Origin of the sequence: Tsukamurella pseudospumae, from assembly GCF_001575205.1 — a bacterium.
GTDB lineage: Bacteria > Actinomycetota > Actinomycetes > Mycobacteriales > Mycobacteriaceae > Tsukamurella > Tsukamurella pseudospumae.
Map to the genome: position 1 here is coordinate 240475 of NZ_LSRE01000050.1, position 13532 is coordinate 254006.

A 13532-nucleotide genomic window follows, 5' to 3' on the forward strand; every position below is an offset into this window, starting at 1 on the left:
ACCCGGCCTTCAAATCCCAGGTGGGAGAGGTGACGAACCCGGAACCCGGGTTCAGCGCGAGAGCAGGCCCCAGTCCTCGAGGCCCTCGTACAGCGGCACCTCCAGTGCGAGCGCCGAGACGCGGGCGCGCAGCGCGGCCGTGTCGGCCGCCTTGCCCTGCGCGAGCGCGGTGCCGATGATGTCGGCGACCTCGGTGAACTCCTTGTCGCCGAAGCCGCGGCTGGCGAGCGCGGCGGTGCCGATGCGCAGGCCGGAGGTGACCATCGGCGGGCGCGGGTCGAAGGGCACGGCGTTGCGGTTGACGGTGATGCCCACCTCGTGCAGGAGGTCCTCGGCCTGCTGCCCGTCCAGGTCGCTGTTGCGCAGATCGACGAGGACCAGGTGCACGTCGGTGCCGCCGGTGAGCACGGTGACGCCGGCATCGGCCACGTCCTTGCCGTTCAGTCGCTCGGCGAGGATCCGCGCACCGTCGAGCGTGCGCTGCTGCTTCTCGCGGAACTCCTCCGTGCCCGCGACCTTGAGCGCGACGGCCTTGGCGGCGATCACGTGCATCAGCGGGCCGCCCTGCTGGCCGGGGAAGACCGCGGAGTTGAGCTTCTTCGCCCACTCCTGCTTGGCCAGGATGATGCCGGAGCGCGGGCCGCCGAGGGTCTTGTGCACGGTGCTGGACACGACATCGGCGTGCGGGACCGGGCTCGGGTGCAGGCCCGCGGCGACGAGGCCGGCGAAGTGCGCCATGTCGACCCAGAGGTGGGCGCCCACCTCGTCGGCGATGGAACGGAAGGCGGCGAAGTCGAGGTGGCGCGGGTACGCGGACCAGCCGGCGACGATCACCTTCGGCTTGGAGTCCAGCGCGATCTTGCGCACCTCGTCCATGTCGACCCGGTGGTCCTCCTTGGACACGCCGTAGAAGACGTTCTCGTAGAGCTTGCCGGAGAAGTTCAGGCGCATGCCGTGGGTGAGATGGCCGCCGTGCGCGAGGTCGAGGCCCATCAGCGTCTCGCCCGGCTCCATGAGCGCCTGCAGGACCGCGGCGTTCGCCTGCGCGCCCGAGTGCGGCTGGACGTTCGCGAACTCGGCGCCGAACAGCTCCTTGGCCCGGTTCCGGGCCAGATCCTCCACGACATCGACGTACTCGCAGCCGCCGTAGTAGCGGCGACCCGGGTAGCCCTCGGCGTACTTGTTGGTGAGAACCGAGCCCTGGGCCTGCAGCACCGCACGCGGCACGAAGTTCTCGGAGGCGATCATCTCCAGCGTGTCCCGCTGGCGCGCGAGCTCGCCGTTCATGGCGGCCGCGACCTCGGGATCGAGTTCGGCCAGGGACGCGGAGTTCACGCTGGAATCGCTCATGCGGTCATCCTAGTTCGAGGGTCGGCGATCTCACGCGGCGGCCGCCATCTCCCGCCGCAGCGCCGACGGGGTGAGGGGCTCGTCGAGCAGACGGCCGAACCGATCCAGTCGCGCCGCCCCCGGCTCCGCCTCGTCGAGCCACGCGCCGAGCAGCGCGTAGCCCTCGACATAGGTCGAGATGTAGGCCCGCCAGAGCGGCGACCCCACGAACCGCAGCGCCTGCCGCGCGCTGTTCTCCGCCATCAGCCCCCAGCGCTGCAGGTACGCGGCCACGGCGTCCTCCCCCGCGTTCCGGTCGTGCAGCAGCAGGGCCGCATCCTGGCGCACGTGGAGCAGCCCCGACGATGCCGCCGCGATCCGTTCGGCGAGGTCCCCGTCGAAGGACAGGCCCAGGTCGGCGTAGATCTCCTGCGCCCAGCGGCCCCAGCCGGGCCCGATCGCTGCGCCGAGCGCGTGGTCGGCGAGGCCCTCGGCCATGAGGCACTGCGGGGTGTTGACGAGGAAGATCGTCTGCTCCGGCTGCTGCGCTCCGCTCTCGGGGGACGCGACCAGTAGTTGCTCCTTGCGGCAGTGCTCGGTGTGGTGGCCGGGGTAGGCCTCGTGCGCGATGAGGTGCGGCAGCGACGACAAGTACTGCGGCAGGTCACCGTTCACGGCGACCCGCGATCGGTAGTCGCCGAGGTAGTAGTTGAAACCGGACCAGGGCTTGTCGTGCTCGATCTCGAAGGCCACGGTCTCGGCCTCCGGCAGCGGGTACCGCCCGCGCACGACATCGCGCAGCGCGCCGGCGAGCGCGTCCACCACCTCGGGCACGCGCTCCGTCGGGACCGCGAACCGCTCGCGCTGCGCCTGCATGCGGGGCTGCAGGGGGCCGGTGCCGGGAAGCAGCTCGTCGAGCTTCGCGTGCGCCGCCTCGTAGTCGGCGGTGTCTCCCATCGCGATGTCCACGTCGAAGTAGGCCTTGACCTCGTCGACGAAGCCGATCGGCGCACCGTCGAACTTGTGGGCCGAGCATTCGAGCGCGGAGACGTGCCCGACGAGGAACTCGCGCCGTGCCGGACTCAGGGAGGTGTCGGTGGCCAGGTCGCGCAGGAGCGCGCGGGCCTCGTCGGCGAGACGGGCCGGTTCGGGGGCGTCGTCGGCCTCCACGGCCCGACGGTGCGCCGGGTCACCGAAGTACGCGTCGACGAATCCTGATTCGATGCGGTCGAACCGCAAGCCGAGCCGCAGGTAGCGGTCAGTGAGACTGAGCTCGTCCATACATGCCAGACTAGGGATATGCCTTCCCCGGTGTGTCACGGAGTCGCCGCGTGAGCGAGCCGAGTCCGTACATCGAGATGGACCGAGCGCAGTGGCGGGAACTGCGGCAGTCCACCCCGCTCTCGCTCACCGAGGACGACCTGTCCCACCTGCGCGGCCTGGGCGAACAGGTCGACCTGGCCGAGGTCGCCGAGGTCTACCTGCCGGTCTCGCGTCTGATCCACCTGCAGGTCGCGGCACGGCAGCGCCTGTACGCGGCCACCGCGACCTTCCTCGGGGAGCAGCGGCACGACGCGCAGGTGCCCTTCGTGATCGGCGTCGCCGGGTCGGTGGCGGTCGGCAAGTCGACGACCGCACGCGTGCTGCAGGCGCTGCTGGCGCGCTGGGACTCGCACCCGCGGGTGGACCTGGTGACCACCGACGGCTTCCTCTACCCCACGGCCGAGCTCGAGCGGCGCGGCATCATGCACCGCAAGGGCTTCCCGGAGTCCTACGACCGGCGGGCGCTGCTGCGCTTCGTGACCACGGTGAAATCGGGCGCGCAGGACGCGACCGCACCGATGTACTCGCACCAGCTCTACGACATCGTGCCCGGCGAGACCATCCACGTCCGGCGGCCCGACATCCTCATCGTCGAGGGGCTCAACGTGCTGCAGACCGGGCCGCGGCTGATGGTCTCGGACCTGTTCGACTTCTCGGTGTACGTGGACGCGCGGATCGAGGACATCGAGCGCTGGTACGTCGATCGGTTCCTGTCGATGCGGACGACCTCGTTCGCCGATCCGTCCTCGCACTTCCACCACTACTCGGGACTGTCCGACGTGGAGGCCCGGGACCGCGCCGAGGGCATCTGGGCGGGCATCAACCGCCCCAACCTCGTGCAGAACATCCTGCCCACCCGGCCGCGCGCAACCCTGGTGCTGCGCAAGGACTCCGATCACTCCATCAACCGGGTGCGCCTGCGCAAGCTCTGACGATGCGGCTCAGGCCCCGAAGCGACGGTGCCGGGCGGCGTAGTCGCGCAGCGCGCGCAGGAAGTCGACGCGCCGGAATTCGGGCCAGTAGGCCTCGGTGAACCAGATCTCGCTGTAGGCGCTCTGCCACAGCAGGAATCCGGAGAGCCGCTGCTCCCCGGACGTACGGATCACGAGGTCCGGGTCGGGCTGGCCCTTCGTGTACAGGTGCTGGTCGATCCCCTCGACGGTGACCGCGTCCACCAGTTCCTCGGCCGACATCCCTGCCGCCAGCCGATCCTTGAGCAGCGACTGGACGGCGTCGACGATCTCCTTGCGGCCGCCGTACCCGACCGCCACGTTGACGTGGGTGCCGGTGCGGCCCTTGGTCCCCTCGGCGGCGGCGGTGAGCCGGCGCGCGGCGTCGGAGGGCAGCAGGTCCATCGCGCCGACGATCTTCACCGACCAGTTCTTGTCGGGGCCGGAGATCTCCTCCACGACATCGGTGATGATCTCCAGCAACGCGGACAGCTCGTCGGGGTCGCGCTGCAGGTTCTCGGTGGAGAGCAGGTAGATGGTCGCGAGCTCGATACCGGCCTCGTCGCACCACTCGAGCATCTCGGCGATCTTCTTGGCACCCATGCGGTAGCCGTGGCTGACATCGGAGAACCCGGCGGCGCGGGCCCAGCGTCGGTTGCCGTCGCAGAGCACGGCGACGTGCCGGGGACGTTGCGCGCCGTCGCGGTACGCGTGCGCCAGCTCCGTGGCCAGCCTGCGCTCGTAGATCGCGTACACGGGGGACGCGATCGTCCGGGCAGGCCCGGACGGCAGCGACACTGGCAGTTTCGGGACGCTCACCACGCGTGCAAGACTACGCCGCGCGACCTGTGCGACAGCTGAGGTTCAGCCGTGGGCGGCGTAGATCGCCTCCGCGAGCTCGGTGCGCAGCGCCTGGAACTCGGGCGTCGCCGTCACCGACGGGTCGCGGACGGTGTCGGGCCCGTCGCCGGGCAGCTCGACCTTCCGGTCGATCACGATGCGGCCCGGGCGGGCGCTCATCACCAGCACGCGGGTACTGAGGAACACCGCCTCCTCCACCGAGTGGGTGATGAACACGATCGTCTTGCCCGCCTCGCGCCAGATCCGCAGCAGATCCACCTGCAGCCGCTCGCGCGTCAGCGCGTCGAGCGCGCCGTAGGGCTCGTCCATCAGGACGATCGCCGGGTCGTTGACCAGGACGCGGGCGATCTGCGCGCGCTGCTGCATGCCGCCGGAGAGCTCGTAGGGCCGCTTGTCGCCGAAATCGCCGAGCCCCACCAGGTCCAGCATCTTCTGCGCCCGCTCGCGGCGCTGCGTCTTACCGACCCCGCTGACCTTGGGTCCGAACTCGACGTTGCCGCGCACCGTCAGCCAGGGGTACAGGGTCGGGGCCTGGAAGACCACACCCCGGTCGGCCGACGGTGCCGTGACCCGTTCGCCGCCGACCTCGACGACGCCGGCCGTCGGGTCCTCGAAGCCCGCGACCAGGCGCAGCAGAGTCGTCTTGCCGCAGCCCGAGGGCCCGACGATGGAGACGAACTCCCCCGGCTCGACGGTGAGGTCCGTGGGCTGCAGCGCGACGGTCTGCCCGCTGGCGGTGTCGTAGGTCTTGCCGACGCCCGTGAGTTGGACGCGTTCGGTGCCGCTCATTTCGCCTCCTGTGCCGCGGTCGCGGACACGCCGTCGGTGTAGTGCTGCGCCGGCCCGACGCCCTGGACCTGCCCCTGCTGGAGCAGGAACTCGGCCGTCTTGCGGATGTCGGCACCCAGCTGGCCGCCGAGGTGATCGGGGCCGGCCTGGGTCTTGGCGTCGAAGTAGGCGTACCCTTGACCTGCGTGAGCACCTGGTCCAGTGGTACGCCGAGCTGGCCGGCGATGTGTTCGGCGGCCTTGTTCGGGTCGGTGTTCAGCAGGTTCGCCGCCCAGCCCTGCGCCGCGGTCCAGATCTTCAGGAAGGCCGGGTTGTCGCGCACGAAGTCGCTGCGCGCGCCCTCGAGGTCGTAGGTGGGCGCGCCCTGTTCGGCGACCTTCGCGCTGTCGGTGAGGACCGTGCCCTTGAGCTGACTGAGAGTGGGTTCCCAGATGTAGGTCGCGTCGATCTGCCCGCCGCCCCAGGCACCGCGGATGGCGTCGGGGGCCAGGTTGATGACCTGCGCGTCGGTGACGCCGGCCTTGTCGAGCGCCGTCAGCAGGCTGTAGTGGGCGGTGGAGGCGAAGGGCACCGCGATCCGCTTGCCGTGCAGGTCGGCGACGCTCTTGATGCCGTCGCCGCGGGCGACGAGCGACTCCGCCGCCCCGATCCGATCCTGGATCCAGATCACCTTCATGTCGATATCGAGCGGGGCGCTGAGTGCTTTCGCCGCGGGCGCGCTGCCGAGCAGTCCGACGTCGAGGCTGTTCGCTCCGAAGGCCTGGATGACATCGCCGCCGGAGGCGAACTTGCTCCACACGACGTTCACGTTGGGCATGCACGTCTTGAGCAGGCTGGTGTCCTTGACGATCAGGTCACCGTTCGGGATCTCCTGCCAACCGATCCGGACGGTGCCGCGCACCGTCGGATCCGGGGCGACGGGGCACGGGGTGCTCCCGCCGATCGACCGGGACTGTTCGGCCCTGCCGGACTCCACGATGCAACCGGAGGCCAGCAGCCCGACGGTGCCGACCACGAGCGCCGTGCGCGCCAGGCGCGTGAGGCGGTTCATGCCTTCCCCTTCCACGGGACGGCCAGCAGGCCGATCCACTTGATGAGCGAGTCCAGCAGGAGCGCGGTGATGCCGATGACGATGATGCAGGCGATGGTCAGGGGCGTGTTGAGCTGCTGGCCGGCGAGGTAGGCGAGGCCGCCGATGCCGGGGATGCCGTTGTTGAGCTCGGCCGCGACGACGGTGGTCCAGGCGAACCCCACGGCGATGCGGATGCCGTTGATGACCTCGGGCAGCGTGGCCGGGACGATGACGCCGCGAATGGTCTGCAGGCGGTTGGCGCCGAGCGCGCGGGCGGCGTTGATCTGATCGACGCTGACGCCCTGGACGCCGTTGACCGTGGAGATCGCGATGGCGGGGAACGCGGCGAGGAAGAGCAGCCAGATCTTGGACGTGTCGCCGATGCCGAACCACACGATGAGCAGGCCGATGTAGCCGAGCGGGGGCAGCGCGCGGAGGAAGTTCAGGTAGGGCTCGATGATCGTGTTGATCGTCTTCGAGGTACCCATCGCGAAGCCGAGGATCGGGCCCACGACAATGGCGGCGCCCACGCCGGCGAAGATCCTCTGCAGGCTGGCGACCAGGTGCTCCCAGAGGAAGTAGTTCTGCTCGCCGAGCACCTCGCGCGGCACGCCCGGCGCTACCTGGTGCCACGTGCTGGCGCGGACGGCGGCGTCCCACACGGACTTCGGCGTGGGTAGGAACTTCTCGTCGATCAGGTGCAGAGCGCTGATCAGCCACCAGACCGCGACGAACACGACGAGGGCGACGATGCGGACGAGCCACGCGCGGACCGTCTGCGGCAGCGGTTCGATGACGGCGTTCTTCACCCGCAGCAGCGGGGGCTCTCCGGCCATGGATTCCTCTCCGGTGCCCTGTCGGGCACACGAACAGTTGACCCTGTCAGGAGAAGGTTCGCACGGGAACCGTTCGAATCTCGCTGATCGTTAGGTCCTCCGGTGCACGTTCCGAGCGGCTACCTGGTCCCGGGGCATGATCTGGATCGAGTCGATGTTCACGTGCGGCGGGCGCGTAACGGTCCAGGTCACGGCGTCGGCGATGTCATCGGCGGTGAGGTTGTCGACGCCCTCGTAGATCTTGTCGGCCGCCGCCCGATCCCCACCGAGGCGGACCACGGAGAACTCGGTCTCCACGAGGCCCGGGTCGATCTCGATGACGCGGATCGGCTCGCCCTTGAGTTCCAGGCGCAGCACGCGGGTGACGGCGCGGGCGCCGTGCTTGGCGGCGTTGTACCCCGCGCCGGTCTCGTACGCCTCCAGGGCGGCCACGGAGCCGATCGTCACGACGGAGGCCGCCGGGGACGCCCGCAGCTTCGGCAGCAGTGCCTGCGTGACCCGGAGGATCGAGAGCACGTTGATGTCGTACATCCGCGACCAGTCGGCCTCGTCGGCCGTCTCGATGCGGTCGACGCCGAGCGCGCCACCGGCGTTGTTGACCAGCACGTCGACCTTCTCGATCGCGCCGGCGAAGGCCGTCACGGAGGCGGGGGCCGAGACGTCCAGCGGCAGGGCCGTGACGATCCGCTCGGGATGCTGGGCCTCGAGGTCGGCCTTGAGCTGCTCCAGCCGCTCGAGCCGACGAGCCCCGATCACGACGTCGAATCCCGCGCGCACGAGGTGCCGCGCCGTGGCGGCCCCGATCCCGCTGCTCGCTCCGGTGACGACGGCGATCTCGGCCATGGGTTCTCCTGCATCTCGATCGGTACGGGTGAACCATCACCGTATCGCCGAGCGCTGCGGACCGCCCGGCCGAGGCGGAACGACGCGACCGATTCCCGCCAGCGCCGGACGACGGGGAGCGGTGGAATCGGTACATGCGCACCATCCCGTTGCAGTTCGCGGCCCTCGCTCTCGCGTGGGGATCCAGCTTCCTGTTCATCAAGGAGGGGCTCGCCGGCCTCTCCCCCGCCCAGGTCACCACCGCCCGCATGACGATCGGGGCACTCACGCTGTTCGTGGTCGCGGTCGTCGTGCGGGCGCCGCTGATCCGGGACCTGCGGGCCGTGGCGCACATCGGCGTCGTCTCGATCACGCTGTGCGTGCTGCCCTTCACCCTGTTCGGCTGGGCGGAGCAGCGGATCGACTCGAGCCTCGCGAGCATCTTCAACGCGACCACGCCGCTGATGACGGTGCTGGTGACGTGCGTGGCCCTCAGGTCCGAGCGGCCGACGCGGAACCAGCTGCTGGGGCTGGGAATCGGCTTCGCGGGCGTCCTCGTCGTGCTCGCACCGTGGGCGTTAGGCGGCTCAGGTTCGGTGTCCGGACAACTCGCCTGCCTCGCGGCGACGGCGAGCTACGGCGTCGCCTTCGTCTACCTGCGGCGATTCGTCACCCCGTTGCAGCTGCCCGCGGCCTCGGTCGCGCTGTACCAAGTGGGCATGGGCGCGGTCGTGATCGACGCGGGCGTGCTCCTCGCCGATCGTCATCACGCAACGGCGTCTCCGCGGGTGGTGCTGGCCATGCTCGCACTCGGCGCGTTCGGGACGGGCCTCGCGTACGTGTGGAACACGAACATCGTCGCCGAATGGGGCGCCGCGGCGGGCGCGTCCGTGACCTACCTGACGCCGGTCGTCGGTGTGCTCCTGGGTGTCACGGTGCTCGACGAACGGCCCGCGTGGCACCAGCCGGTCGGCGGCCTCGTGGTGCTCGCGGGGATCGTGCTCAGTCGCCGGGGCGCGGCGCCAGCCCCACGTCCACCCGGTGGTGCTCCAGGTCGTGCAGCGCGTACGTCGCGAACGATTCGACGGTGAACGCGGAACCGTTGGACCGCAGGCCCTTCCGGTGCCACTGGTCGTCGGCGACGGTGCGGTACGCCTCCGCGAAATCCGCCGCAGCGCGGGCCAGTTCGTCCGCGACGACGGCCGACTCCTGGTCGTTGTAGGCGTCCTCGACCGCGGTCGCGTCCTGGTCCCAGTTCGCGAAGGTCGCGCCGTCGACGACAGCCTCGTCGTAGCTCAGCATGAGCCCCAGTCGTTCCCGCATGATCCGGTGCACGTCCCGCAGGTGACAGCCGTATTCAAGGACCGACCACGTGTTCTCGTCCGGGCGGACCTTCGCGTCCGCCCGGGCCAGTGCGTCGCCCCACCCGTTCGCCGAACGCGCGATGCGGTCCGAGACCTCGGCGCGGCGCACCGTCGCCGGGTCGAATCCGCAGGCGGGACACGCCCGCTCGATGACCCACGTCCAGTCCTTGACATCCGGTTCGATCGCCACGGACTCAATCTACGTCCTCCGATCACCGCGGGCTCACGGCGGCCGGTGGCGCCGGCGGAAATGTGCGGTCATTCGTCTCAAGGATTCTTGAGACGAATGACCGCACATTTTCAGCGGTCCGCCCTCAGCGCAGCGCCGCGGCCAGGTCGTGCAGGACCGAGTCGGTGGTGGCGAAGTCCATGCACTTGTCGGTCACGGACTGGCCGTAGACGAGCGGCCCGGGCCCGGGCTGCTGCGCACCCGCGACCAGGAAGGACTCGAGCATGAGGCCGGAGATGTCGGTCTCGCCTGCGGCGATGCGCGCGGCGATCTCCCGAGCCACCTCGGCCTGGCGCACGTGGTCCTTGCCGGAGTTGGCGTGCGAGCAGTCCACCATCACCGACGGCGCGAGCCCGCTCTTCTCGAGCGCGGCGACGGCACCGGACACCGACGCGGCGTCGAAGTTCGGCCCGCCGCGTCCGCCGCGCAGGATGATGTGGCAGTTGTCGTTGCCGACGGTCTCGACGACGGCGGCGGAGCCCTCGTCGTCGGTGCCGAAGAAGACGTGCCGGGCCGCGGCGGAGAGCGCACCGTCGATCGCGACCTGCACGTTCCCGTCGGTCGCGTTCTTGAAACCGATCGGCATCGAGAGCCCCGACGCGAGCTGACGATGCACCTGGGACTCGGTGGTGCGGGCGCCGATCGCACCCCAGGCGACGGTGTCGGCGATGTACTGCGGGCTGGTGGGCTCGAGGAACTCGCAGCCCACGGGCAGGCCGATCTCGAGGATGTCGAGCAGCAGCCGCCGCGCGGTACGCAGGCCGCGGGGCACGTCGTAGGACTCGTCCATCCCGGGGTCGTTGATCAGGCCCTTCCAGCCGACGGTGGTCCGCGGCTTCTCGAAGTAGACCCGCATCACGATCAGCAGCTGATCGGCCAGTTCATCGGCGATCGGCTTGAGCCGCCGGGCGTAGTCGAGCGCCGCCTCGGGGTCGTGCACGGAGCACGGCCCCACGACGACGAGGAGCCGCTGGTCACGGCCCGCGATGACGCCGGCGACGGCGCGGCGGTCGGCCTCGACCTGCGCTGCCAGACGCGGCGCGAGCGGCAACTCGTCGCGCAGCTGAGCGGGCGAGGGGATCGGATGGAAGGCCCGGACGCGCCGGTTCGAGGTGGACGCCGGTGTGTCGAGTTCGATGGTCATCTCATGTCTTCCTGGTAGGCGACACCAGGCTGGACTCCCGGTGCCATAGAAAAAGGCAGCGAGTGCTCTCGCTGCCTTCGGCTCCGGGTCGTGACGTTCGGTACTAGCGCACACGCGCCTCACCGACGGCCCCACCCGGAGCCTCGGTAAAGCGCCAATACGCGTTCATACCCACGCAGCGAACATAGCACAGCTACGACGCGAGCTCCTCTGCGAGCGCCTCACCCCCGGTCACCGGCAGGGAGCAGACGGTGCCCCGGCACACGTAGGCCGCGGCCCGGCCGTCGACCGGCCCGCGGCCCTCCAACAGCGGATGCGAATCCCTCGCGCCGGCGACGACGACCGCACCGCCCGGTGCCAGACGGCGTGCCTCCGCGACGAGCGCGGCGGCGCCGGCACCGTCGGCCACCGCGATCTGCAGCCCCGCTGCAGCCTGCTCGGCGACGGCCAGGTGGTGGCCCGCTCCCCGCGGAACCCGGCGGACGAGCTCCCCGGACCGGGCCCGCGTGGCAGCGGCGAGAGCGGCGTACCGCTCCCCCAACAGGACCTCGGCGTAGGTCAGCGCCTCGGCGATGAGGCTCGCGCCCGCCGGTGTCGCACCGTCTGCGGGGTCCCGCGGGCGGGTCAGCAGGGCCTGTCCGTCCGACGGTGCGTCGTACCAGCTGCCGGCCGCCTCCGGGTCGGCGAAGCGGACGATCGCGGCGTCCAGGACAGCGGCCGCCGCTGCGGCCCAGTCGGATCCACCGGTCTGCTGCACCAGCGCCAGCAGTCCGGTCACCAGCGCGGCGTAGTCCTCGAGCATCCCGTCGGCGTCACCGACGACCCCGCCCAGCGAACTGCGGCGCAGGCGCTCACCGTCCCAATGGGTTCCGAGCACGTACCGCGCGACGGCCTCGGCCTGCTCGACCCTGCCCGCCTCCGCGAACGCGGTGATCGCGAGCCCGTTCCACACGGTGACGACCTTATCGTCACGGCCCGGTTGCGCCCGCCCCGAACGCGATTCGAACAGCCGCCGCCGGACGTCCGCGAGTCGTACCGGATCCGGCTCGCCGCGCAGCTGCAGCGTCGACGTTCCGTGCTCGAAGGTGCCGTCCGGCGTGACCGCGAAAACCTCGGCGGCCCAGGCGCCATCGGCCTCGCCGAGCACCTCGACGAGCTCGGCGGGCGTCCACACGTACGTCGCGCCCTCCACACCGTGCCCGTCGACGACGGTGTCCGCGTCGAGCGAGGACGCCAGCCCGCCACCGTCGACCCCGAGATCCCGGACCAGGAAGTCGGCGGTCTCGTCGGCGACGCGCAGCGCCAGCGGCGAACCCGTCCGGCGGCCGAGGTGCGCGTAGAAGCGGAGCAGAAGTGCGTTGTCGTACAACATCTTCTCGAAGTGCGGCACCACCCAGTCGGCGTCCACGGCGTACCGGGCGAAGCCTCCGCCGAGCTGGTCGTAGATCCCGCCGCGCGCCATCGCCTCGGCGCACCGCACGGCCACGCCGTAGGACGCGGGATCGCCGGTGCGCTCGTGGTGCCGCAGCAGAGCCTCGACGGTGGCCGACGGCGGGAACTTCGGGGCGCGCCCGAAGCCGCCCGACGGGTCCTCATCGGCGCAGATCGCGCGCACCGCGCCGGCCAGGTCCTCGGCGGAGGGGGAGGCACCGTCGGGCAGCCCGGCGGAGGCCTGGCGCAGGTGCGCGGCCACCTGCCCCGACACCCGACCGACCTCGTCGCGGCGCTCGCGCCAGGTGTCGGAGATGGCCTCGAGGAGCTGCGGGAAGCTCGCCTGTCCGCCCCGGGGTTCCGGCGGGTAGTAGGTGCCGCAGTAGAAGGGCTCGCCGGTGGGTGTGAGGAAGCAGGTCATGGGCCAGCCGCCCTGGCCGGTCATGGCGACCGTGGCGTTCATGTAGATCGCGTCGAGGTCGGGGCGCTCCTCGCGGTCGACCTTGATGCAGACGAAGCCCGCGTTCATCTGCTCCGCGATCGCCTCGTTCTCGAAGGACTCGTGCGCCATGACGTGGCACCAGTGGCAGGCGGCGTAGCCGATGGAGAGCAGGATCGGCACGTCGCGCTCCGCGGCCTCCGCCAGCGCGGCCTCCGACCACTCCTGCCAGTGCACCGGGTTGTCGGCGTGCTGGCGCAGGTAGGGGCTGGTGGACGCGCCGAGACGGTTCATGACCCCATCCTGCCTCAGTGCACTCGACCGGCGCACAGGTCGCGCCGCCAGGACCATAATCACCGGATGGGCCTCCTCACGTTCAGCCTCAACGTCACGCTGGACGGCTGCGTCGACCACCGGGAGGGCATCGCCGACGACGAGACGCACGCCCTCTTCACCGACCTGATGAACGCCGGCGGCGCCATGCTCTGGGGCCGCACGACCTACGAGATGATGGAGTCCTATTGGCCTCTGGTCGCGCGCGGCGAGGTCGAGGCGCCGTCGGCGATGCGCGAGTGGGCCCTCGCGCTGGAGGCGAAACCGAAGTACGTCGTCTCGACGACGCGCAGCGACTTCCCGTGGACGGGAAGCCATCACCTCACGGGGGACCTGCGCACCGCGGTGCGCGACCTCAAGGACCGCACGCCCGACGGGGTCCTGGTCGGCAGCGGCGCCCTCGCCACGGAGCTCGACCGGTTGGACCTGATCGACGAGTACCGGTTCCTCGTGCACCCCATGATCACCGGCCACGGACCCACCCTGTTCGGCGGCGGCCTGCCCGGCACGCGGCGCCTCGACCTCATCTCCTCGACTCCGCTGTCGAACGGCGCCGTCGCCCTGCACTACCGACGGTCCGACTGAGCAGCACGGCATCGGAGCACGCGTG

Annotated in this window: 13 protein-coding genes and 1 pseudogene; 4 read left to right on the top strand and 10 right to left on the bottom strand. The window is 70.6% G+C overall.

Features of this window, described 5'->3' with window-relative positions; all coding sequences use genetic code 11:
- Positions 1-51 precede the first annotated feature (51 nt).
- Positions 52-1350 carry a serine hydroxymethyltransferase gene (gene glyA, locus AXK61_RS22020; RefSeq protein ID WP_068574982.1) on the bottom strand — a complete coding sequence of 433 codons (1299 nt, stop codon included), beginning with the start codon at positions 1348-1350 and terminating at the stop codon, positions 52-54.
- Positions 1351-1380: 30 nt separating this feature from the next.
- The gene (locus AXK61_RS22025) at positions 1381-2610 is read right to left on the bottom strand and encodes a hypothetical protein (protein WP_068574981.1); all 1230 of its coding nucleotides are present in this window, start codon (positions 2608-2610) and stop codon (positions 1381-1383) included.
- Between the two features lie 32 nt (positions 2611-2642).
- Here AXK61_RS22025 and coaA point away from each other — a divergent pair, with 32 nt between their 5' ends.
- Positions 2643-3584, top strand: coding sequence for a type I pantothenate kinase (coaA, locus tag AXK61_RS22030; protein ID WP_269451185.1), 942 nt, complete (start codon positions 2643-2645; stop codon positions 3582-3584).
- A 9-nt stretch (positions 3585-3593) separates the two neighbouring features.
- Here the strand turns inward: coaA and AXK61_RS22035 are convergent, their stop codons facing one another.
- Both AXK61_RS22035 and AXK61_RS22040 read right to left on the bottom strand, forming a co-directional pair.
- Positions 3594-4370, bottom strand: a complete 777-nt coding sequence (locus tag AXK61_RS22035; RefSeq protein ID WP_231855653.1) for an isoprenyl transferase — start codon at positions 4368-4370, stop codon at positions 3594-3596.
- A 96-nt stretch (positions 4371-4466) separates the two neighbouring features.
- A complete protein-coding gene (locus tag AXK61_RS22040) occupies positions 4467-5252 on the bottom strand; it encodes an ABC transporter ATP-binding protein (protein ID WP_068574979.1) in 786 nt (261 codons plus the stop codon).
- Between the two features lie 41 nt (positions 5253-5293).
- Here AXK61_RS22040 and AXK61_RS25805 point away from each other — a divergent pair, with 41 nt between their 5' ends.
- On the top strand, positions 5294-5605 hold the full coding sequence (locus tag AXK61_RS25805) for a hypothetical protein (protein WP_068747023.1): 312 nt from the start codon (positions 5294-5296) through the stop codon (positions 5603-5605).
- On the opposite strand, the pseudogene AXK61_RS24590 reads toward AXK61_RS25805, so the two are convergent.
- The 3 genes and pseudogenes from AXK61_RS24590 to AXK61_RS22060 form a co-directional block, all read right to left on the bottom strand.
- Positions 5560-6303 (bottom strand): annotated as a pseudogene (locus AXK61_RS24590) (ABC transporter substrate-binding protein); the annotation flags it as partial. The gene AXK61_RS25805 and the pseudogene AXK61_RS24590 overlap by 46 nt on opposite strands.
- The gene (locus AXK61_RS22055) at positions 6300-7160 is read right to left on the bottom strand and encodes an ABC transporter permease (RefSeq protein WP_068574977.1); all 861 of its coding nucleotides are present in this window, start codon (positions 7158-7160) and stop codon (positions 6300-6302) included. The pseudogene AXK61_RS24590 and the gene AXK61_RS22055, both read right to left, overlap by 4 nt.
- 90 nt (positions 7161-7250) lie before the next feature.
- On the bottom strand, positions 7251-8003 hold the full coding sequence (locus tag AXK61_RS22060) for an SDR family NAD(P)-dependent oxidoreductase (protein ID WP_068574976.1): 753 nt from the start codon (positions 8001-8003) through the stop codon (positions 7251-7253).
- 134 nt (positions 8004-8137) lie between these two features.
- Here AXK61_RS22060 and AXK61_RS22065 point away from each other — a divergent pair, with 134 nt between their 5' ends.
- On the top strand, positions 8138-9073 hold the full coding sequence (locus AXK61_RS22065) for a DMT family transporter (RefSeq protein WP_068574975.1): 936 nt from the start codon (positions 8138-8140) through the stop codon (positions 9071-9073).
- Here the strand turns inward: AXK61_RS22065 and AXK61_RS22070 are convergent.
- From AXK61_RS22070 to AXK61_RS22080, 3 genes are all read right to left on the bottom strand, one after another.
- Positions 8985-9536 (bottom strand): DinB family protein, encoded by a 552-nt coding sequence (locus tag AXK61_RS22070; protein ID WP_068574974.1) that lies wholly within the window; start codon positions 9534-9536, stop codon positions 8985-8987. The genes AXK61_RS22065 and AXK61_RS22070 overlap by 89 nt on opposite strands.
- A 124-nt stretch (positions 9537-9660) precedes the next feature.
- Positions 9661-10719 (bottom strand): 3-deoxy-7-phosphoheptulonate synthase, encoded by a 1059-nt coding sequence (locus tag AXK61_RS22075; protein ID WP_068574973.1) that lies wholly within the window; start codon positions 10717-10719, stop codon positions 9661-9663.
- Between the two features lie 193 nt (positions 10720-10912).
- Positions 10913-12883: a thioredoxin domain-containing protein gene (locus AXK61_RS22080; RefSeq protein ID WP_139058112.1), complete on the bottom strand. Its 1971-nt coding sequence runs from the start codon at positions 12881-12883 to the stop codon at positions 10913-10915.
- Between the two features lie 66 nt (positions 12884-12949).
- Between AXK61_RS22080 and AXK61_RS22085 the strand changes: the two genes are divergently transcribed.
- Positions 12950-13507 (top strand): dihydrofolate reductase family protein, encoded by a 558-nt coding sequence (locus AXK61_RS22085; protein WP_068574971.1) that lies wholly within the window; start codon positions 12950-12952, stop codon positions 13505-13507.
- The last annotated feature ends 25 nt before the right edge of the window (positions 13508-13532 follow it).

Coding starts and splice junctions, on each gene's coding strand:
- AXK61_RS22025 (WP_068574981.1), bottom strand. CDS start 2,610: ATGGACGAGCTCAGTCTCACTGACCGCTACCTGCGGCTCGGCTTGCGG.
- AXK61_RS22065 (WP_068574975.1), top strand. CDS start 8,138: ATGCGCACCATCCCGTTGCAGTTCGCGGCCCTCGCTCTCGCGTGGGGA.
- AXK61_RS22040 (WP_068574979.1), bottom strand. CDS start 5,252: ATGAGCGGCACCGAACGCGTCCAACTCACGGGCGTCGGCAAGACCTAC.
- AXK61_RS22060 (WP_068574976.1), bottom strand. CDS start 8,003: ATGGCCGAGATCGCCGTCGTCACCGGAGCGAGCAGCGGGATCGGGGCC.
- AXK61_RS22085 (WP_068574971.1), top strand. CDS start 12,950: ATGGGCCTCCTCACGTTCAGCCTCAACGTCACGCTGGACGGCTGCGTC.
- AXK61_RS22055 (WP_068574977.1), bottom strand. CDS start 7,160: ATGGCCGGAGAGCCCCCGCTGCTGCGGGTGAAGAACGCCGTCATCGAA.
- AXK61_RS22075 (WP_068574973.1), bottom strand. CDS start 10,719: ATGACCATCGAACTCGACACACCGGCGTCCACCTCGAACCGGCGCGTC.
- AXK61_RS22080 (WP_139058112.1), bottom strand. CDS start 12,883: ATGAACCGTCTCGGCGCGTCCACCAGCCCCTACCTGCGCCAGCACGCC.
- glyA (WP_068574982.1), bottom strand. CDS start 1,350: ATGAGCGATTCCAGCGTGAACTCCGCGTCCCTGGCCGAACTCGATCCC.